Below are 20,038 nucleotides of genomic sequence, written 5' to 3'. Positions count from 1 at the left end.
TATAGAAAAGCTATGTTTGAATCTTAAACAAAGCTTGATAGCATAAATTGGTCAAACAGTTTGCAACTTCATGAATATCTTCTTTACCCTGGTCCTTCATCATTAAATAGTGGCCATATCCCTCAAACATACAGGTGATTGACCGAATCGTTACTTCTACATTCACTTTACGGCAATATCCCTTTTCCATTGCCCCAGTAATATCACGCTCAATTCGTTTAAAGAGGCTTTCACTGATTTTCAACCAACTTTCCTCAAACTTTCTGTCGATCATCACCGCTTCTTTTAGTGCAATGAGAATACCCCTATTTTTTACGTAATACTCTAAAATTTTTTGTGCTTCATTTCTCATATTTTCATATAAACTTTTGTCCTTATTGTTGCGCTGAACATAGACATCGACTTTGTTTACGAGGTCATCTACCAAGCTAGTAAGGAGGTCCTGTTTATTCTGGAAGTAATGATAAAAGGTCCCATAACCAACGTTCGCTCTAGTTGTTATATCGTTAACTGTAGCCCTCTTGTAACCGATTTCAGTAAACGCATCCATCGCACCGCTTATGATTTGCTCACTAATCGATCCCTTATATGGACTTATTTTCGTTTCCTTCTGAGTTCTCGCGGTTTTCATTGGTATTAACTCCCGTATCGTTATTTCCTTTCTTAATTTACATTATAGTCACGATTGACATCAGTGTCAATGACTTAGATGTCAATGTTTATAAAAATTTAAAATATTTTGAAAATAAACTCAAACCAGCTGCTGATCGACCATGCTTTTAACAATTTTAATAGCGGGAACGGGGCCGATTCCCATAATATGAGGATCTACCCCTGCTATTCCCCATGATTTAATCTTTGCTAGTGGCTTTACATGAGCATGGTTGTTAAGGAATTTTTTTGATGCAACAACAACCGCTGCAGCACCATCATTAATTCCGCTTGCATTTCCGGCCGTTACGGTCCCGTCGCGCCTGAAAGAAGGTTTAAGTTTACTAAGTTTTTCTACCGAAGTTTCCGCTTTCACATGTTCGTCTCGGGCAATGATCTTTTCCCCATGTCTCCGGTCGGGTATCACTACCGGTGCGATTTCTTGTGCAAACCTCCCTGATTGGATGGCTTCGTATGCCTTTCGATGCGATTCAACAGAAATGTCTTTATGTATCCCACTTCCAAAAACGAATCCATTGCAGCCTGAATGAGCTGTTCCCTCATCAAATCCTTCCGTCTTTCCGTTCTTGTGAGATTATCAGAACTCATAATATCCTGCTCCTATGAAAATTTTAATTATATTTAATAACATTGTTATCAGATATGACAATACTGTCAATAACTATATAATAAAATTCTTGAAAAATCATATATTAAATCCACCAAGTGGCGAAGTTGATTTAATAAGGACTTACGAACCTTTTTCTTTCTTTACTAGTATTTTCGTATTACCGACAATACACGTTTCTCCTGTTTGCTTCAGAATCGAATGTTTTACTGTAACCACTCCCGTTCCATTCCCTTTATCATGAAGATCCAAGACTTCCAGTTGTACATGGATTGTATCGTTAATAAAAACCGGTGCAATATAACGTAATCTATCAAGTCCATAATTGGCTATCACTATAGATGGTTCAAATTTTAGCAGACCAAAACTAAATGATAATACTAACATACCATGGGCAATTCTCTGCTTAAAAAAGGAGTTCTTGGCATATTCAATATCCGTATGAAGCGGGGAATAGTCTCCTGTAAGTCCGGAAAACGATACTAAATCCGTTTCCGTTATCGTCCTCCCACTTGACTCCCATCTCTCTCCAATACTGAAATATCCAAAATATTTATCATACATACAATCCTTCACCCCTAGTAAAATATTTTTTATTGCGCCTTTATCAAGCGCAGGTAAATAGATTTCTTCCACCTTTAGAATATTAAGCCTTTTAGTAATATTCAGGAATATTATAATCACGTATGACGAGTTTGTCATTTTTTTGCTGAGCTTTGTGCGATTTACCATTTTTAGCTTTATTAATGAGCAAACAATAGGAAATTATTCTTATTGCAAAAAGATAAGATACATTATCATGAATTCTTTTTAAAAAGGAATCGCAGCTTTTCTGTCATTCAGGTTTCCAAATGTATTATAGTCATAGGAAGTCTTCTCCCAGTCCATAGTGTTTGTGTTAGTTACTTTCTCATTTCGATATGTTGAAGAGGTACTCCTTTTTGAGTATAAAATCCTTGAGCCCGTAGAGCTCATAATTATGAAATTAATTCATTAAGTAACGGTTGATACTTTCCAAAAAAAGATTAATAAACTAGAATACTTTCTGCCATGTAGGACGGATTAAAATTTCATTTACAGAAACATTGTCAGGCTGTTCAATAGCATAAATAATAGAGTTTGCTATATCTGTACCTTCAAGCTTATTAGGGCTTGGGTTTTTACTTATTAAATTTAGGGCATCTTTATCCGTAATATTGTTATTCAAATCTGATTCAACCGAACCAGGATAAATCACCGTAGTACGTATATTTGATCTTGAAGATAGTTCTAAACGTAAACCTTCCGTTATAGCTCGAACTGCAAATTTAGTACCACTGTACACTGCTCCAGTCATTCCAACGGAATACCCAGCAACAGAAGAAACATTTATAATATGCCCGTTTCCTTGTTTCTCCATTATTGGAATGGCTGCTGCAATCCCGTACAGTACTCCTTTGATGTTCACATCTATCATTTGATTCCATTCATCAATTTTTAATTTGTTCAAAAAGGAAAGTGGCATAATACCAGCATTGTTAACCCAAACATCTATTTTTCCGAATTTTTCTATAGTAAATTCAGATAGTTTTTGTACATTACTATGGGAAGTCACATCTGTCTCAAAATAAATAGCAGACCCGCCATTTAATTTTATTTTTTCTGTTATTTCCTTTAACCGATATTTTCTTCTTGCTGCTAGTACAACCTTTGCACCTTTTTCTGCTAAAGACAATGCAGTCGCTTCTCCAATCCCACTACTTGCACCTGTAATCACTATAACTTTCTCTTTTAGGCCACTCAACAGAAATCCCCCTCATATTTAAATATTAATTAATTAGTCATTTATGGAGTTGTATTTGTAACTAAAATTCCACTAACAGGATTTCCCATTAATGCTAGGGAATTTTTTTGCTTAAACTAAAAAGAAAAAAGCAGATAAAGCAGACTAAGAGTCTTTTTGAAATACATGGGCAACAAACTTGTGATCAATTAACAAAGAAAGTAAAATTTGTAGGGATTTACCCAAATATGGTTCCGGTTGCTTAGAGAACAACCGAGGGATACACTTGGAAAAATTAATAAAGAAAGGCTTAATTATGCAAGACGAATCCTTTTATTCCCCCATAAAAGATTAATGATTGGCCCTTTTCTTCATTTTTTCTATTTGAGCTGGGGAGAGGTAATCCGAAATATTGAATGCAGACATGGCTAGCTCTCCCCCATTAATAAAGGAGAAGATGGCCTTCAAAGAATGTAGGGTAGGAGGCGCTATCATTAATTCCAAATTATAACCATTAACGGCGTCTTCTGGAACAATCCAAGCCGCATGGTCAATTTCACCTATATGAGGTTTTGGTATTTGTGATTTTGGCAGCTTAGCCATGAAAAATCTTGTATCAAACCGAACCGGATTAAACTCTGGTGTAACAATATGGCCAAAGTAAGTTAAATTGGTAAGATCCAAATGGAGATTTTCCTCTTGCAGCATTTGAGCAAAAGTTATTTCTTCATTAATTAGGAGACGCCGGTACTCCTTTTTCTTCTCTGTGCTCAGCTGTTTTCCATCCTCTTCGAACACAAGCAGAATTCCCACTTCTTCAAATAATTCTCTCGCTGCAGCAATATAATAGGAATAATGGAAGGATTCATCCAGGTTAAACGTTTTTAGTCTTTCTTGGTTAACTTCATAATCTCCCTTTGCCACCTTACCCCCAGGGAAAACATAAAACCCTCCCATAAACTTCATGGTATTCGGTCTTTTTGTCATATACACTCTAAATGCATCATCCATTAAGACTACAGTTGACGCAGGTCTTGAGATTGCTACAGCCATCAATGTTCCACCCCTTGATTTTTTAAATAATAATTCAAATTGAATCAATTTCATAATTCCAATTCATTAAGATTACCGAACTTACTTATATGCCATAGCATAACCATCCATAAAAACATTTCTGCCAGAACCTAGTTTGATTCTTCAGCCGGGAGCGTCACCTGCGAGTTTTTTTCGTAATCCAGTAGGGTTTGAATCTGTTGCTCGTAATTCTCCACGTTCACGCAGCTAGAATAGGCGGATTATGATTTCGCTTTATCTGGATTGGTTAGTTTTTCAGAATCAACAGCAATCGTATGTTTCATTATTTAAGATTCGCTCTTGAAGTTTTTTAGAAAAGCTTTGTTTAAACCTTAAACAAATCTTGATAGCATAAATTGGTCAAAGAGACGGCAACATCATGAATATCTTCTTGGCCCTGGTCCTTCATCATTAAATAGTGTCCATACCCCTCAAACATACAGGTGATTGATCGAATCATTACTTCTACATTCACTTTTCGGTAATATCCCTTTTCTATTGCACCAGTGATATCACGCTCAATTCGTTTAAAAAGGCTTTCGCTAATTTTCATCCAGCTTTCTTCAAACTTTTGATCAATCATCCTTGCTTCTTTTAGTGCGATGGGAACTCTTCTGTTATTTATGTAATACTCCAAAACTTTTTGTGCTTCATTTCTCATATTTTAATAAATACTTTGCTTCCTATCCGTATGAGAAACATGATCATCTAATTTGTTTACAAGATCATCTACCAATCCAGTAAGAAGGTCCTGTTTATTCTTGAAATAATGATAAAAGGTTCCATAACCACCGTTCGCTCTTGTAGTAATATCATTTACAGTCGATATATCGTATCCGATTTCAGCAAAGACAACAATCGCACCGCTTATGATTTACTCACTAATCGATCCCATATTTTGACTTGCTTTCGTTTCCTTATGAATTTTCGCGGTTTTCATTGGTATTAACTCCCGTATTGTTTATTCACTCCCTTAATTAACATTGTAGTCACTAGTGACAATGACGTCAATTTCGTTTGTGTCAATATTTATAAAAATTTTAAATAGTTTAAAATCCCTTTTTGGAAACAGTGTTATTCTACGTTTCTTATTAAGAAGAAAACAAAATAAAAAGTGCCTCCCTTTTTTAGAGACACCGTCAAATTCACTATACATTTAATACTTGAACCGTAGGACCACGATACTGCTTCATACTAGATTAATTTGTCAAAGCAGTATCTCCTTTTCTAGCTCATCTTGAAGAATCATCTCTTTTAGCTTATATTTTTGAAGTTTTCCCGTGGCTGTTATCGGAAATTCATGGATAAAATACCAACGTCTTGGTCTTTTATACCCCGCAAGATTTGCTTTACAGTATTCGGAAAGCTCGTCTGGAGTTGGTCGGTTATCTTCGGACTGTGGTACAATCACAGCTGCCACTTGCTCCCCCCAATATTCATCTGGCACTCCAACTACTGTTGCATCAGCGACCTTAGGATGACTTTTGAGCAGATTTTCAATTTCCGCAGGGTAGATATTCTCTCCCCCACGAATAATCATGTCATTTAAGCGACCGGTGATACGCAAATAGCCTCGTTCGTCCATAGAACCTATGTCTCCTGAATGGAACCATCCATCAGGTGTAAGGACCTTGACTGTCTCCTCTGGCATATTATCATAACCATCCATTGTTTGGTAGGTTGAACGATAACAGAATTCTCCCAGACCACCAATCGGGGGTACATCTCCAGTTTCAGGGTCAGCTACCTTTATCTCGCAATGGGGCATTGGTTGACCCAGTGTTTCAGATTGGTCCTTAACAGAATCTTCACGATGAGTTTGGGAAACAACTCCGTGCATTTCTGTCTGACCGAAGACAATGGATACACCAATCCCCAATTCTGCTGCAACTCGTCGGACCAAAGAGGCCTCTACTTTAGATGCTCCAGACATGAAATGTTTTAGAGTAGAAAGATTATACTTCATGCGGTCAGGATGACTTAATAATGCTTCAATCATTGTAGGAACAAGAAGAGAAAATGTCCCCCTTTCCTTTTCAATCAATTCGAGCACGAGGCCAGGTTCGAAGGATGGCACCAAAACTTGGGTGCCTCGCTGCAGGATCACCCCTACAGTGGCTAGCCCACAACCACCGATGTGGAACATTGGCATCGGATTCACCCACACACCACCTATATCTAAACCTGCACCTTCCGCAGTGAAATAACATGCGTTGACTGTCCCCTTGTGGTGAAACAACACACCCTTTGCGAAGCCGGTTGTACCAGACGTATACATGATAATACAGTGATCTGTTGGTTTGACCTCGGGAAAATGCTTAGTAGTACCGGATTTAATAAAATCAGATAAGCTGGAGAACCCAATCACTTCCCGTAAACCAGAAGTATTGGTGCGAACCTGATTGGCAGTAGCCATCATATCATGCCCTCTGTACTCATCTATCAAAAATAGACCTGCTGCTCTAGATTGTTTCAGGACATACTCAAGCTCGCTTGCTTTATAGGCTGGGTTAACTGTGACCATTGTCATACCTGCAATCGCACATCCAAATTCAACAAGTACCCATTCAACTACATTCGGTGCCCATACCGCAATTCGTTCTCCAGGCTTAAACTTGGTAAGCAGGGCTGAAGCCGTCTGCTCCGCGTCCGCCAGCAGCTGAGCGTAGGTCCACCTACGACGTTTTTTTGCATCAGGTATCCCTTCAACTAAGGCAATGCGATCAGGTACCTCTGCGGCAGCCTCCCTTAATGCCTGACCAAGTGTCCAGTCTAGAAGCGGCCTAGATGTATCAGCAGGCCAATAGGACTCCGTTAACCGGGTAGTGCGAAAAACTTCATTTTTCAATTGCATATCCCCTTCCAACAAATTTTTTTATCATTTTCCCTCCATTTCTGAAGCAAATGGATAAAACAATAATTAGACTTTTTCAATCACAAGGGAGATACCCTGTCCGCCGCCAATACAAAGTGATGCTAATCCATAGCGTGCATTGCGTTTGTGCAATTCGAGAGCTAAAGAATATAACTGAGATTGTGCCCGCTCCAGTTGTACGAGTGTAGTTTTGCATAATACTCAATAAACTGTGGTGCAAGTTTCTGGCGTAATTCTTTACCATATGCCACTCCCAATCCCGTTGCCATGGGGACATTACGGGACGGTGACGCAACTCCCGGGACAAAGCTAGTAATACATGCCATCTCACCAAAGTATTTGGGGTCGATGACAAGCCAACGTGGTTGAGGTGTCGGCATGATCTCCTTCACCACATTTAACTTTTGAAACTCACGTGGAGCTGAAGTTGCACAAATGGCTCCTAAAGTCTTCAACCGAAGGACCAATTTCTCAATTTTAGATCCTCGAGTTAAGATAAAGCTGTATCCCTCATTGGCTCCACCTCCATTTAGACGCTGAACATCACTAATTGTAAATGAATCTTCAATATGAGCATTAAAGAAATCTTTCAGACGTCCTTCTGGGTCATCTATACTTATCGAAGGTCTTTTATCTTTAAGAGCCGCACGTTTGCGTAACTTGTCGGAAAGCAACATATAGATAGCCTTCGCATCGATACCTGTTGCTAAGTACCTTTATTCTTGCCTCTTTCACACCATCCAAACTGCTTATATTGGTCATTAAAAAACCTCCCCTATTTTTCTGTTTTCAGTTAGATAACTACCACTTTTAACCCCTTAAATGCTTTTTGTAAAGATGCAACAACATTACCGGTTTTGATATGCTCTAAATATAAATCTGTCTGTTATTTTCAATAATTAACATCTCACCACATCCTATAAGTCAGAAATTTATGAATATTAAAAATATTAATTTGTGAATATTGTATCACGTATGACTTTGGTGTCAATACATTAATGTTTTAGTAACAAAAATACTTATAACCCTCATTCCATTTGGTTCTGCAAGCAATCTAAATCTTTTCTGTTAGCAAAGTATCACTATTTAAGGGACCGATTTATTAAACAATTATTTTTGATAACTTCAAATTACCGAAAGTTGACGGTATTGCCTGTCCAGAAATTGACAAGTATAATGACCTTTATAATTGTAAAATTCTGGAGAAAGGAAAGGACGCCTCCCTTCATGTATAACTGCGCCAACAGTTATACGGGAGACGTCCCACACAAAAAAACTTATGGTTATTGTATCGATTATAAACTAATTGAAAACAGCCATACAGGCGGTTTTAGTTAGGGGTGCGGGGAGGATTCCTTCTCCTTGTTGTGAAAAAAGCATGAGCGTAATTGGAACTAAAGATAGAAAATCTAAGAAAAGATCTGGAGAATCAAGTGTTTATAATATTCGCCGTTTGGTGTGCGATGATTGTTGACGGATTCACCACGAACTACCTGATTTCTTTTGTACCCTATTTCTTGATTGTTGGATGGTCTTTTGGGACTACGAAAGAAGAGATTACAAAGTACGATGTGGCGATTTGTTCAAACTTCATCTTGGGGACGGGCTGAAGCTTTCCTGCCGGATGGAACTAGGGATGACTGGTACATTATCGTTGGTCAAAATGATACAAAGTTTTATTTAAAACCAAACGAAACCTATCAGGTTGATATTTAGTATAAGGGGAAGCTAAAGCAGGTTGCGGGCTTCCCCTTTCCTTCGGTCAAAATTTCCGTCAGATTATGGACAAAGGATTCCGTCAATTTCTTGTCAATAAAGAGCGTCAATAACAACAATATAAAAAGACACTCTTATCACTCCAATCGGGAAAGCCGATGTCTTTTTATTTAGTCCTTTAAAAGGTAAAATTCCTTAAAAAAATAACAAAAGGGGTCCCGACTTTAGGACACCATTTGTTTATTTTATTCATTTTCCAGCAACATCCTAAAGAACAGCATACTTACAAGTTTCTTTTTAGTATATAGATGCATCTTCTTGTGCCTTGAAGTTATTCTTTGCGATTTCGCGAAGTTTAAACTTTTGGATTTTTCCTGCTGGTGTCGTCGGAAATTCATCTACGAATACCCAAAATCTTGGTCTTTTGTAGCTCGCCATATTAGCCTTACAGTATTCTTCGAGTTCCTCCGGTAGTGGGAGATTTTCACTGGACTTCGGAACCACAATCGCAGATACTTGTTCGCCCCAGTATTCATCAGGTACGCCAACCACCGCAACATCCTGAATTAATGGATGCTCTTTAAGTAAGGCTTCGATCTCCGTTGGATAAATATTAACACCGCCGCGGATGATCATATCTTTTAGACGTCCTTTAATTTTAATAAAACCACGTTCGTCCATCGTCCCAATATCCCCAGAATGAATCCAGCCATCCTCTTTGAGTGTGGCAGCTGTTTGCTCCGGCATCTGATAGTAACCAATCATCGTTTGATAGCCTCGACAGCAGATTTCCCCTTCCTGACCTAGTGGCAGTATCTCCCCTGTTGACGGATTGGCAATTTTAACCTCAATATGTGGATAAGGCTGTCCAATCGTTTCTGCTTGATCCTCTGCTGAATCATCCAAGTGTGTCTGAGTTGTGCCACCATGCATTTCTGTTTGTCCGCAAACAATGGAAATACCACAGCCCAATTCCTTTTTAATGCGGTGAACAAGATGAGGTTCAACTTTAGAGGCACCAGACAACAAACTATGTAGTGTCGAAAGTTGATATTTTTCTCGTTCAGGGAAGTTTAAAATCGCCTCGACCATGGTTGGCACAAGGAGAGCAAAGGTTCCTTTCTCCCTTTCAACCAGCTTAAGGAACAATTCAGGGTCGAATCCTGGTACAAGGACATGTGTTCCTTGCTGTTGAAGGGTTCCCAATACCGCGAAACCACATCCACCACAATGGACGAGCGGCATAACATTCACCCATACACCGCCAACCTCCATACCAGCACGTTCAGCCATAAACTTTGTACTGTTAGTAATACCCTTATTGTGGAGAATGGCTCCTTTAGGATTACCAGTTGTGCCTGATGTATACATAATTACAAACGGATCGTTTGCTTTAACGTCAGGAAATGAAATCGATTTATCGTTGCCAATTTCAATGAACTCATCAAAATCCGAAAAACAAATCACTTCACGAAGAGACGGCAATTTCTTCTGAACCTCACTGGCCGTTGTTAGCATATGATGACCGCGATATTCCTCCGCAACGAAAATCCCCGCCGCTTGGGATTGTCGCAAAACATAATCAAGTTCTTTCGCCTTAAATGAAGGGTTAACGGTCACTACTGTTAATCCCGCTATCGCACATCCAAATTCCGCCAGCACCCATTCCACCATATTTGGAGCCCAAACTGCTATATGCTCCCCTGGCCTGAATTTTTTGAGAAGCGAAGTTGCTACACGTTCTGAATCAGCTAATAGTTGGGCATAGGTCCACTTTCTGCTTTCAGAAGGATCATGCGTTCCTTCCACTAGGGCTAGGCGGTCAGGTACTTCTTTTGCTGTATCACGTAATACTTGAGCGACAGTCCAGTCATGAAGCGGTTGTGTCGTGTCAGCAGGCCAATAGGACTCCGTTAAACGTCTTTGACTATAGATTTCATGTTTTGTCAAATAAAATCCTCTCCTTATATTCACCACTTATTCTTTTCTAAAATATAAGTATATTAAAGTGTTTCCAAACCACTATCATGAACCACCTCCTTAAGTTTTTCTGTCATAGGAAAGGAGAAAAATATTGGGGCCTTAAAAGATTTCACAATTTACTTTGAAAACATTGTTTAAGCCTATAAAAGTTTGTATAAACTGATTTTTCTGTGAACAAGAGTGGTAGCGTTAGATAATTGAATGATAAAAAATTTTTAAGGTAATTTTTTGATTTAAAATAACTATTGATTTATAGGTATGTATGCGTTTACAAATAATCTGCTACTCTATAGCTGATTATTTATTTCATTCTATATACAATATGATTTACTGCTATTTTAAGAGGTTGATTTTTTATTGAACAAATAAAGATGCGCCCATTAGTTCTTGAGGATTAGATTGAAGAATTTCCTTATTATTAAGCATAGCTAAAGAACTAGCAACCACTCACCTACTTGTTACTTATTCTTTCTATCCGTTTTCGTTCATTGATATTCATTTAATTTAATCACATTCGCTTGTAAAGTAGCTACTTCAGGAAATTTCATAAGAGCCACAGTAACACCAGAATGTTTAGATTATTCTGATATTTCAAAATAAAAATAAAAGGGTATTTCCCTTTCATTTTTATTTATTTCGTTTGATTATCATCCGTCTTAAAAACAGCACGATAGCATAATGAAGTGATGGACTCAGCTATCTCATTCAGATTATCACAAGAAGGCGGATCCATCATTAAATAATGACCATACCCCTCAAACGTGCATGTAAGTGCCCGAATCGTGACGTCAACATTCATATCATGACAATATCCCTTTTTCACGGAACCTTTTATATCACGTTCGATTCTTCTAAATAGACTTTCACTAATATTATTCCACTTTTCCTCAAATTGTCTATCTACCATCATGGCTTCTTTTAAGGCCATAAGAATACTTCTGTTGCTTACATAATATTCTAGTATTCTTTTAGCTTCGTACCTCATTCTTTCATAGATGTTTAACTTCAATTCTTTTGGCTGAACAAAGTCATCAACTTTTTCAGCGAGTTCATCTACTAACATCTCTAATAGCTCTTGTTTATTTTTAAAGTGTTGATAAAATGTCCCATGCCCCACGTCTGCCCGCGTTGTAATATCATTCACGGTTGTCTTTGTGTACCCGATTTCTAAAAATGACTCCATCGCAGCATTAATGAGTTGTTTCCTCATCAAAACCTTCCGTTTTTCCGTTCTTGTGAGATTGTCAAAACTCATTATATTCTACTCCCATTAAATATATATTTATCATCTCTAATATTGTAGTCAAATATGACACCAATGTCAATATCATTCTAGATAATTCTAATCTTTTATTTGAAACATGCAAACAAGAGGGGCTTTTTGTGTAGAGAGTGGACTATACAAATTTTCCTTTGCCAATGCAAGTGCATTCACAACTTCCAAATAAGAATGAAAACAAGGAAGCAATCTGCCTGAAAACGGAACAAACAGAATATTCAAACCAAAGGAAACACAAAATACGAATCAATTCGGGTTTCTTTTATAGCTCTTTTTGCTAAAAATCTAATTTTGCAAAATGCTCAATGAAATATCTATACTGCATACTGAAAATCTTTCCATAATATTTATCTACAAAATTCATTTTGCCATTTCAATAAATCAGTATCTACTTTCCAATACGGAATATCCTGGGTAACTAATTCTGTATAGGCAGATTCCAAGGCCTTTCTTTTTCTTCCTGAATTTACCCTAGCATAGTGTTCAGTGGTAGTGACACTTAGTTGCCCCAACAAATCTCTTATATATACAAGATTTACCCCTGATTCTAACAGATGCATTGCTTTGGTATGCCTTAACATATGGGGTATCTCTTCAACACTTTGCTCGACGTGGCGTGGAATCGGTCTTTTTATTAAAACCATAGGAAGGAGGAAAAGGAACATGCAAGATCTCGCTCCATTAATCAGCGAGGGCGGGTTTCCGATTTTCGTCACATTGTACTTGCTACATCGACTTGAAGCGAAGCTCGACAATGTTGTTCATTCCACCCAAAGCCTTTCGTTGGAGAAGGCTTAGACGTTCATTCACCCATACAAAAACAAAATGGGAAGATACCTACATTTCATTCAGGGCGCCTAATCTTTGTTTATAAAATAGATTTTCCTGGGAGTGACACTGGATCAATGCACGCTAACTGGCATTTCAATCATTCTAGCTCTTAAACGATCAATTACTTCTTTCGCTACACCTTTTGCACTTAAACAACGATCAACACTTAGGTATGTGTGAAGAATATACTCATACGCTCTTAGAATGTATTCCCGATTCGAGTACAAAAACTCCCTTGGAATATTTTCATACTGTCTTTCGTTTTGTTGAATGGACTCTAAATTTGTGAATGTCACTTCATAATTCGAGACAATGTCCTTCTTCTCTACTCCTGCTATGCCTAACAGTAGCATAGCTAAAACCCCTGTCCGATCTTTTCCGGCCTGACAATGAAAGACAATGCATCCTTCTTCTGCCTGATCAATCACAGCAAAGATCTTCTTCAGCGCACCGCTTTGCTCCAATAAATCTACATAGAGATCTCCCATAGAGACATCCTTAAAAGTATGAGTCGTAATATCCGATACACTCTTTGTAATTAACGGGATGTTATGGTAATTACAAAAATCCTCTTCTGCAAGCGGATTTTTATGAGTTTGTATCTCATCTTCCCCTCTCAGGTCAATGACTGTTTTCACACCGTATTCTTTTAAAAAGGTTATGTCCTCTCGAGTGAGTTTGCTCATATCACTTGACCTTATAAAGGAATGCCACTTCGTTTGTTGGCCAAATTTAGTACTGTACCCACCTAACTCTCGGCAGTTTTCAAGGCTATTTATAGGCAATCGAACCCAGTTTAACTTTGCATTCTTCATCGGCTTAGTGTCCTCCTAAAACAATTGTTCTCAAAATTCATTATAGATTCTTAAGTGCGTACCAAAAACAAAGGGGTTTTTTGAAACCCCTGCATGTTTTATTGAATTTTATTGTCCAAAAAATGTGAATTAGTTTACCATAAAGCCTGTAATGAACTTTTCTACTCCACAACCGAACTACATATTCTCACAATCCTCTTTTTATTGACTATTTGATAAGATGATTTGCATTATGACATTGTGTGTAAAGGTCTAAAAATATATTTAGAATGATCAAACATGTTTCCTAAGGTTAATGAAATCCTATATTAATTCATTTTTAAAATAGGTTTAATGATTAAACCACTTTCTGAATCATGAATTGCTTGATTAATATTTTCAAAATCATAGTATTTAACTAATTTATCAAATGGGAACTTTCCTTGCTTATATAATTCAAGTAATTGTGGAATAAAAATTTGAGGAATACTATCCCCTTCTACTACACCAACAATTGTTTTTTCTTTAAGCAAAATATCATTAACATCAATATTAGCTTCAGTTCCCATTGGTGGTGCCCCAATTACAGCTGTTGCTCCTTGAAATGTTAAAGAATCAATCGTCTGTCGAAGAACCTCGACACGGCCCGATGTTTCGACAGCATAATTAACGCCCTCGCCAGTAATTTCTAGTATTCTTTCAACTGGATTTTCATGTTTTGAATTGATAGTATGAGTAGCACCTAACTCGCGGGCCATTTCAAGTCGATTTTCATGAACATCTACTGCAATAATTTTCGTTGATCCTATTGCTTTTGCAGCCATTAAAGCACTCAAACCTACTGTACCACAACCAAATACTGCAAAACTAGAACCCGCAAAAGGCTTTAACTTGTTTAATACTGCTCCCGCACCTGTCTGAATACCACAACCAAGTGGTCCAAGAAGACTAATATCTATATCCTTTTCTACCCTAACAAGGTTATTTTCAGCAACGATTGAGTATTGAGCAAATGAAGATTGACCAAAAAAGTGTGAAATAGGACGATCATTGTGATGCATTCGATGAGTCTTATCTCCCATTGCCCCACCAATATTTAAATCAAAAAATTTTTCACAAACAAAAGGGCGTCCATTTAAACAATTTTTACAATGTCCACAATAGCTAAAGGAAATAACAACATGGTCTCCAGGTTCAACATTTGTTACTCCCGCCCCAACCTTTTCAACTATCCCAGATCCTTCATGTCCTAATACTGCCGGAAGAGGAACTGGGTAGTACTGGTCTCGTGCAATCATATCAGAATGACATATGCCAGAAGCGACAATTTTTATTAATACTTCCCCTGCTTTTGGTTTTTCTAAAATAATATCCTTAATTGCAAAATTTTCACCTTTACCTTCTGTTACCGCTGCTTTAATTTTCATATTAATACCTCCTCTATAAGAATCATAAATTTATGGTGCCTTTAGAATGGATAATCTATCGGTTCTTTTTGTACTGTAACCCATTTAGTAGCAGTGAACTCTTCAACAATCCACTCATACCCGAAGCGACCAATCCCACTTTGTTTTACTCCACCAAAAGGAACATTCCCATCAGCAAGTGCTGACATGTCGTTTACATGTGTCATTCCAGATTCAATTTCAAGTGCAAGTCTTTCTCCACTTTCTAAATTAGATGTAATAATCGAAGCAGAAAGTCCGAATTCCGTATTATTTGCAATGGAAATTGCTTCTTCGTCCGATTTAGCAGGAATAATTTGTGCTATTGGTCCGAAAAGTTCACAAGAAGCTAGAGTTGAATCGTTTGGAACATCTATAAAAACAAATGGGGTAATTAAATTACCATTTCGTTGACCATGGAGTACTAATTTCACCCCTTCCTCCTTAGCTTTCGCAACAAAATTCATAATTTTATCTGTTTGATGTTCATTAATAATTGGTCCAATATTCGTGTTAGGGTCTTTAGGATCACCGACTTTTAATGTTTTTACTCTTTCTACGAATTTCGAAACAAATTCATCATAAATATCATTATGAACGATGATACGGTTTGTAATGGCACAAATTTGACCACTGTGTAAAAATTTACTGAAGGTTGCAATTTTTACTGCCTGCTCCACGTCTGCATCACCAAGAACAATTAATGGATTATTTCCACCGAGTTCTAAGGCTACTTGTTTTAAGTTTTCTCCTGCAATTTTCCCAATATGTTTCCCGACAGGAGTAGACCCAGTAAAACTAATAAAAGCAGAATGGGGGTTTGTTAGAAATTCATCACCGGATTCTTGTAAATCAGTAAGAATAGAATTATACACTCCTGCTGGTAGCCCAGCTTCTTCAAACGCTTTTGCAAAAACTTGTCCACCAATCAAACCAACTTGAATATCTGGCTTATGCACAACGCTGTTTCCTAAAGCAATCGCAGGGAAAACCGTTCTTGTTCCTAGATTGAATGGAAAGTTAAATGGTGTAATCGATGTAATAACACCAAGCGGTAACTTATACACACGACTTACTTTATTTGGATTTTGAGATGGATAATCTTTAGGGACATAAATTTCATCCACCATTTTAATTGCATCAGTTATATCCCCTATTGCCATTTCATATTCAAATTCAGCTTTAAGTACTGTTCCTCCAGTTTCACGAATGATCAATTGTATGATATTTTCTTTATTTTCCTTAATATAATTTAATGCCTTTGTTAAAACTACCGTTCTTTGTTCTGGAGTCGACTTCGACCATTCTTTTTGTGAATTTTTAGCGATTTCGTAAGCTTCTTTTATTTGTTGCAAATTAGCCAAACCAATGGTCGCGACAACAGAATTGTCATATGGATCTTTAATATCGTAATATCTCCCACTTTTCCCTTCAATCCATTTACCATTAATAAAACTTTTACTTAATTCTTTAATCCATTTACCAATAGTAATACTTTTACTTAGATCTTCATAACGTTGCATATTTCAAACCCCCCTTTTATTTTTTGGTTTTCAGAGTAGTTGTCCACAAGTTTAATATAAAAATCATCCCATACACTTGCGAAGTGTAGATTTTTAGTTTCATTCCCTTATTTTTATGATGGAGCACCGTGGGAAAGTCGTTTATCACTTTGGCTGATCTTATTCATCTTAGTTTCATTAGTACCTTGGAATAACCTTCTCACTTGGCCGATTGGTAACTATTTGCATATTCAGCAAGTACTGTTCCTAGTTCAGGGGCATCTTTCGAAAATCCCGTCATACGGAAGAATGCAAACTCAAGCTTAGCTTGACGCTCAGCTACTTTTGCAAGCTGAGTTCGAGCTTGCCTCGCTACCTCTTTGTTCGGAAGTACGCGCATGACATCGTAAAGCCGTTCTGTAAGCCCCTTCATCTTCCTATTTTGGTCAATAATTTTATTCAACGGTATGATTGCTTCAGTTGGCTCCGGTCCAACTTCGGAGAGAACCTCATAAACTGAGGTAATTACTTCCACATCTGTGTGTATCAACTTTACATTACTTACCAACTTGGTTAGCAATTCTCTGTACTCAGCATTTTCGACAACCTCATAACGGTATTGATGCTCGTGCGTATCCAACATCCAATCAAGTGTAGCCAACATGAGATTCGCTTGTTCATGTGCAAATGCTGCGTCAGAAGGTAAAGCAGGTATGATAGTCTCTTCCATCCTAAGCTTAAGAGCTTGTAATTGCAGTGCCATAGTAGGAATCATAGTATGTCCTCCAATATTAATTTATTAACGTCATCAATGAAACGGCCGCCTAAACCGGCAATGAAATTGTACATTACGTCAAGTTGTGTTATTTTCAAGTCAGCATTCTTGATACCGGTACCAATCAAAGATACAATTGACCAATAATAATTGTAGACAAAATAGTAATGAAGACGACTGTGATCAATCTTTAAACCTGAGATTCTCTCGTATTCAGCGATGAACGTCTCCGTATCAACGAGTCCAGCAACAAGAAAATTGCCTTTTTCGTCGAAAGATCCCCAACCTGGGAGCATGGTATAAGCTAAGTCAGAGTGACGGTCACCTAGGTACGATAATTCCCAATCTATTATTCCGTTAATCTTGCCGCTCTCCTCGTCAAAAAGGAAATTGCCATTACGAAAATCTCCGTGGAGCAAAGATACATGATCTACCACTGGACGGTTTTCCCATAGCCATTGTTTCATGAGTATCATCGTGGGGTGTGATTCAATTTTATCCTGTTCCCATGACCTTTCCCAAAAGGCTAAACGCCAATCAATAGCATCGGTTGTATTTGGTTGAGGGATATCAAAATAACTGAGGTTTTGCCCGCTCCAGTTGTACGAGTGTAGTTTTGCATAATACTCGATAAATTGTGGTGCAAGTTTCTGGCGTAATTCCTCACCATAGGCCACTCCCAATCCTGTTGCCTTGGGGACATTACGTGACGGTGACGCAACTCCTGGGACAAAGCTAGTAATACAGGCCATCTCACCAAAATATTTGGGGTCGGTGACAAGCCAACGTGGTTGAGGTGTCGGCATTATCTCCTTCACCACATTTAACATTTGAAACTCACGTGGAGCAGCGGTTGCACAAATGGCACCAAGAGTTTTCAACCGAAGGACCAATTTCTCAATTTTGGATCCTCGAGTTAGGATAAACCTGTACCCCTCATTGGCTCCGCCACCCTTCAAACGCTGGACATCGCTTATTGTAAATGACTCTTCAATATGGTCACTAAAGAATTCTTTTAGACGTCCTTCTGGATCATCTATACTAACCGAAGGTCTTTTATCTTTAAATGTCACACGTTTGCGTAACTTGTCAGAAAGCAACTCATCTAGATAGCTTTCGCATCGATACCTGTTGCTAAGTTCCTTAATTCTTGCCTCTATCACACTATCCAAACTGCTTATATTGGTCATTAATGAACCTCCCCATATTTTTCTGTTTTCAGTTAGGTACCTACCACTTTTAACTCCTTAAATGTAAACGGTTTCGTAAAATGTAACAACAATACCGTTTTTGATATGCTCAAAATATAAACCGGTCCGTTCTTTTCAATAATTGCATCCCATCACACCCCTTATCATCAAGTATTATGAATAATATTAATATTCAATTATGAATATTGTATCACATATGACTACCACGTCAATATATTGATAATTCAATAAATTAAGAATATTTTTAATTTTTACTTCATTAGTTGAACGGTTTGGAATTAAATCGCCTTTTTTATAAGATTAAGTAGAGTGTACATATAACTTTTCGGTTACTTTATCTATTGGAAAAACATCTCCATATAAGCGGAAATAAACTTTTACCTGAGATTTATCCAAGTGTAATTACACCTCCAATTAAGCCTCATTTTTGTCTGTCTATGTACTAAATAATATCATTTCCTCTTCAACAAAACTGCCAGTTACTTGAATATAAAAATGGCATTACCTCGTTGTAGAAGTAATGCCCCCGATAGTGAAAGATAAATTTTGAAGTTAGATAGTCAATTTTTGTTGTAATAATTAAATTCTGGTTTGAGTTTCCTTCTCTGTATTCATTTTAATGATTGTTCCTGAATCCGTTGATTCTACAAAAACCTTTTGATACCTACTATTAAATGTAACCAAAAATCTATCCCCTTCAATACACTCAAAAGAAACCATCTCCAGATTTTGTGGAGCCTCACCTAATAGATGTGCAACATTCTCTTTTAGTCTTTGAGCATTAAATGTACCAAACTGTAAATCCCTATAATGATTATTAAATTTTTCTTGTAATTTGGCTTTTACAAATTTTATTGAATCCCAGGCAACAGAACTAGCAATTCCTAGAATAAAGGATTCCCAAAGGTCACTTGCCCCTCTTTCATATTTAAAAGTTGTCATACCTATCTTCTCAGCATTTAAACCACAACTTCTAATTATATTTAATGCTTCTTCAACTTCATCTGAATACTTTAAATAAATAAATCCTTGATAATTTGATAAATCATTCGTAGATGGTAATTTATCCAGCTTCTTAAATTGACTTAAGAATTTAATAATATAATTAATATCATAGGTATCTCCTGGCTCCCCTAAAAAGAGATCAATTTCCATAAAATGAAGATCATTAAAGGAATTAACTTCAATAGTCATTCCATCATGTTTATCATTCATAATAAGTTTACATAGTTTCTCTTCAAGTTCAGATATATCAATATCTATTCTAAATACTCCTTCATACACAAGCTTTTCACCTACTCGAGATATCTCAGTATTAAAATCCCAAAATGAATACTTTATTCTAACAGATACAACGTTCATTTATATTCCCCCTTATTAAGTAAAGCAACTAACAATCTGAGTTAAAATATTTAACATCATAGAACTTCCTACTTGAACGCTATATATTGAAATTCATTTTAATGCACTTATTTTCCTGCTTTCCTTCTTCACTAGTCGAGTAGAAGGGAA

The 20,038-nt window shown here is 37.2% G+C and carries 22 protein-coding genes and 1 pseudogene; 3 read left to right on the top strand and 20 right to left on the bottom strand.

What is annotated here, in order from left to right; translation table 11 throughout:
• Positions 1 to 10 precede the first annotated feature (10 nt).
• From JN080_RS21190 to JN080_RS21145, 11 genes and pseudogenes are all read right to left on the bottom strand, one after another.
• Positions 11 to 631 (bottom strand): TetR/AcrR family transcriptional regulator, encoded by a 621-nt coding sequence (locus JN080_RS21190; RefSeq protein ID WP_256237965.1) that lies wholly within the window; start codon positions 629 to 631, stop codon positions 11 to 13.
• Between the two features lie 120 nt (positions 632 to 751).
• Entirely contained in the window at positions 752 to 1,090 is a 339-nt protein-coding gene (locus JN080_RS21185) for a thiolase family protein (protein ID WP_256238008.1), read from the bottom strand.
• Positions 1,078 to 1,260, bottom strand: coding sequence for a hypothetical protein (locus JN080_RS21180; protein WP_256237964.1), 183 nt, complete (start codon positions 1,258 to 1,260; stop codon positions 1,078 to 1,080). The genes JN080_RS21185 and JN080_RS21180 overlap by 13 nt, the downstream gene beginning before the upstream one ends.
• A 142-nt stretch (positions 1,261 to 1,402) precedes the next feature.
• The gene (locus tag JN080_RS21175; RefSeq protein WP_256237963.1) at positions 1,403 to 1,843 is read right to left on the bottom strand and encodes a MaoC/PaaZ C-terminal domain-containing protein; all 441 of its coding nucleotides are present in this window, start codon (positions 1,841 to 1,843) and stop codon (positions 1,403 to 1,405) included.
• Positions 1,844 to 2,312: 469 nt separating this feature from the next.
• Positions 2,313 to 3,062 (bottom strand): SDR family oxidoreductase, encoded by a 750-nt coding sequence (locus tag JN080_RS21170; protein WP_256237962.1) that lies wholly within the window; start codon positions 3,060 to 3,062, stop codon positions 2,313 to 2,315.
• A gap of 330 nt (positions 3,063 to 3,392) precedes the next feature.
• Positions 3,393 to 4,094 (bottom strand): NUDIX hydrolase, encoded by a 702-nt coding sequence (locus JN080_RS21165; protein ID WP_256237961.1) that lies wholly within the window; start codon positions 4,092 to 4,094, stop codon positions 3,393 to 3,395.
• A 346-nt stretch (positions 4,095 to 4,440) separates the two neighbouring features.
• On the bottom strand, positions 4,441 to 4,776 hold the full coding sequence (locus JN080_RS21160; RefSeq protein ID WP_256237960.1) for a hypothetical protein: 336 nt from the start codon (positions 4,774 to 4,776) through the stop codon (positions 4,441 to 4,443).
• Between the two features lie 3 nt (positions 4,777 to 4,779).
• Complete coding sequence (locus tag JN080_RS29970) at positions 4,780 to 4,986, bottom strand: TetR/AcrR family transcriptional regulator (protein ID WP_375141724.1); 207 nt, start codon at positions 4,984 to 4,986, stop codon at positions 4,780 to 4,782.
• Positions 4,987 to 5,322: 336 nt separating this feature from the next.
• Positions 5,323 to 6,963, bottom strand: a complete 1,641-nt coding sequence (locus JN080_RS21155; RefSeq protein ID WP_256237959.1) for an AMP-binding protein — start codon at positions 6,961 to 6,963, stop codon at positions 5,323 to 5,325.
• Positions 6,964 to 7,035: 72 nt separating this feature from the next.
• Positions 7,036 to 7,143, bottom strand: a pseudogene (locus JN080_RS21150) (hypothetical protein); the annotation flags it as partial.
• Positions 7,131 to 7,664, bottom strand: coding sequence for a phosphotransferase family protein (locus JN080_RS21145; protein ID WP_256237958.1), 534 nt, complete (start codon positions 7,662 to 7,664; stop codon positions 7,131 to 7,133). The gene JN080_RS21145 and the pseudogene JN080_RS21150, both read right to left, overlap by 13 nt.
• Before the next feature lie 632 nt (positions 7,665 to 8,296).
• On the opposite strand from JN080_RS21145, the gene JN080_RS21140 reads away from it, so the two are divergent.
• Positions 8,297 to 8,464 carry a DUF6431 domain-containing protein gene (locus tag JN080_RS21140; RefSeq protein WP_256237957.1) on the top strand — a complete coding sequence of 56 codons (168 nt, stop codon included), beginning with the start codon at positions 8,297 to 8,299 and terminating at the stop codon, positions 8,462 to 8,464.
• A 62-nt stretch (positions 8,465 to 8,526) separates the two neighbouring features.
• The gene (locus tag JN080_RS21135) at positions 8,527 to 8,706 is read left to right on the top strand and encodes a hypothetical protein (RefSeq protein ID WP_256237956.1); all 180 of its coding nucleotides are present in this window, start codon (positions 8,527 to 8,529) and stop codon (positions 8,704 to 8,706) included.
• A 297-nt stretch (positions 8,707 to 9,003) separates the two neighbouring features.
• Here the strand turns inward: JN080_RS21135 and JN080_RS21130 are convergent, their stop codons facing one another.
• The 3 genes from JN080_RS21130 to JN080_RS21120 all read right to left on the bottom strand — a co-directional run bounded on the left by JN080_RS21130 (position 9,004) and on the right by JN080_RS21120 (position 12,549).
• A complete protein-coding gene (locus JN080_RS21130) occupies positions 9,004 to 10,656 on the bottom strand; it encodes a class I adenylate-forming enzyme family protein (RefSeq protein ID WP_256237955.1) in 1,653 nt (550 codons plus the stop codon).
• A 664-nt stretch (positions 10,657 to 11,320) separates the two neighbouring features.
• A complete protein-coding gene (locus JN080_RS21125; RefSeq protein WP_256237954.1) occupies positions 11,321 to 11,944 on the bottom strand; it encodes a TetR/AcrR family transcriptional regulator in 624 nt (207 codons plus the stop codon).
• A gap of 371 nt (positions 11,945 to 12,315) precedes the next feature.
• The gene (locus JN080_RS21120; RefSeq protein ID WP_256237953.1) at positions 12,316 to 12,549 is read right to left on the bottom strand and encodes a tyrosine-type recombinase/integrase; all 234 of its coding nucleotides are present in this window, start codon (positions 12,547 to 12,549) and stop codon (positions 12,316 to 12,318) included.
• An 82-nt stretch (positions 12,550 to 12,631) separates the two neighbouring features.
• On the opposite strand from JN080_RS21120, the gene JN080_RS21115 reads away from it, so the two are divergent.
• Entirely contained in the window at positions 12,632 to 12,766 is a 135-nt protein-coding gene (locus JN080_RS21115; RefSeq protein ID WP_256237952.1) for a YvrJ family protein, read from the top strand.
• 104 nt (positions 12,767 to 12,870) lie between these two features.
• Here the strand turns inward: JN080_RS21115 and JN080_RS21110 are convergent, their stop codons facing one another.
• The 6 genes from JN080_RS21110 to JN080_RS21085 form a co-directional block, all read right to left on the bottom strand.
• The gene (locus JN080_RS21110) at positions 12,871 to 13,614 is read right to left on the bottom strand and encodes a tyrosine-protein phosphatase (RefSeq protein ID WP_256237951.1); all 744 of its coding nucleotides are present in this window, start codon (positions 13,612 to 13,614) and stop codon (positions 12,871 to 12,873) included.
• Between the two features lie 308 nt (positions 13,615 to 13,922).
• Positions 13,923 to 15,020: an NAD(P)-dependent alcohol dehydrogenase gene (locus tag JN080_RS21105; RefSeq protein ID WP_256237950.1), complete on the bottom strand. Its 1,098-nt coding sequence runs from the start codon at positions 15,018 to 15,020 to the stop codon at positions 13,923 to 13,925.
• 41 nt (positions 15,021 to 15,061) lie between these two features.
• Entirely contained in the window at positions 15,062 to 16,561 is a 1,500-nt protein-coding gene (locus JN080_RS21100) for an aldehyde dehydrogenase family protein (protein ID WP_256237949.1), read from the bottom strand.
• A gap of 199 nt (positions 16,562 to 16,760) precedes the next feature.
• Positions 16,761 to 17,315, bottom strand: a complete 555-nt coding sequence (locus JN080_RS21095) for a hypothetical protein (RefSeq protein ID WP_256237948.1) — start codon at positions 17,313 to 17,315, stop codon at positions 16,761 to 16,763.
• On the bottom strand, positions 17,312 to 18,505 hold the full coding sequence (locus JN080_RS21090) for a phosphotransferase family protein (protein WP_256237947.1): 1,194 nt from the start codon (positions 18,503 to 18,505) through the stop codon (positions 17,312 to 17,314). The genes JN080_RS21095 and JN080_RS21090 overlap by 4 nt, the downstream gene beginning before the upstream one ends.
• A 600-nt stretch (positions 18,506 to 19,105) precedes the next feature.
• A complete protein-coding gene (locus tag JN080_RS21085) occupies positions 19,106 to 19,888 on the bottom strand; it encodes a hypothetical protein (RefSeq protein ID WP_256237946.1) in 783 nt (260 codons plus the stop codon).
• Positions 19,889 to 20,038: the final 150 nt, after the last annotated feature.

Source organism: Bacillus sp. EB600, assembly GCF_024494385.1.
GTDB lineage: Bacteria > Bacillota > Bacilli > Bacillales > Cytobacillaceae > JAEVLT01.
Note: the sequence above shows the minus strand (reverse complement) of the source record. Positions and strands in the feature narration are given on the sequence as shown.

Excerpts from the sequence above, each read along its gene's own strand:
- JN080_RS21180 (WP_256237964.1), bottom strand. The coding sequence starts at position 1,260 with ATGAGTTCTGATAATCTCACAAGAACGGAAAGACGGAAGGATTTGATG.
- JN080_RS21110 (WP_256237951.1), bottom strand. The coding sequence starts at position 13,614 with ATGAAGAATGCAAAGTTAAACTGGGTTCGATTGCCTATAAATAGCCTT.
- JN080_RS21175 (WP_256237963.1), bottom strand. The coding sequence starts at position 1,843 with ATGTATGATAAATATTTTGGATATTTCAGTATTGGAGAGAGATGGGAG.
- JN080_RS21095 (WP_256237948.1), bottom strand. The coding sequence starts at position 17,315 with ATGATTCCTACTATGGCACTGCAATTACAAGCTCTTAAGCTTAGGATG.
- JN080_RS21190 (WP_256237965.1), bottom strand. The coding sequence starts at position 631 with ATGAAAACCGCGAGAACTCAGAAGGAAACGAAAATAAGTCCATATAAG.
- JN080_RS21105 (WP_256237950.1), bottom strand. The coding sequence starts at position 15,020 with ATGAAAATTAAAGCAGCGGTAACAGAAGGTAAAGGTGAAAATTTTGCA.
- JN080_RS21160 (WP_256237960.1), bottom strand. The coding sequence starts at position 4,776 with ATGAGAAATGAAGCACAAAAAGTTTTGGAGTATTACATAAATAACAGA.
- JN080_RS21100 (WP_256237949.1), bottom strand. The coding sequence starts at position 16,561 with ATGCAACGTTATGAAGATCTAAGTAAAAGTATTACTATTGGTAAATGG.
- JN080_RS21120 (WP_256237953.1), bottom strand. The coding sequence starts at position 12,549 with ATGTTAAGGCATACCAAAGCAATGCATCTGTTAGAATCAGGGGTAAAT.
- JN080_RS21085 (WP_256237946.1), bottom strand. The coding sequence starts at position 19,888 with ATGAACGTTGTATCTGTTAGAATAAAGTATTCATTTTGGGATTTTAAT.
- JN080_RS21125 (WP_256237954.1), bottom strand. The coding sequence starts at position 11,944 with ATGAGTTTTGACAATCTCACAAGAACGGAAAAACGGAAGGTTTTGATG.
- JN080_RS21090 (WP_256237947.1), bottom strand. The coding sequence starts at position 18,505 with ATGACCAATATAAGCAGTTTGGATAGTGTGATAGAGGCAAGAATTAAG.
- JN080_RS21165 (WP_256237961.1), bottom strand. The coding sequence starts at position 4,094 with ATGGCTGTAGCAATCTCAAGACCTGCGTCAACTGTAGTCTTAATGGAT.
- JN080_RS21115 (WP_256237952.1), top strand. The coding sequence starts at position 12,632 with ATGCAAGATCTCGCTCCATTAATCAGCGAGGGCGGGTTTCCGATTTTC.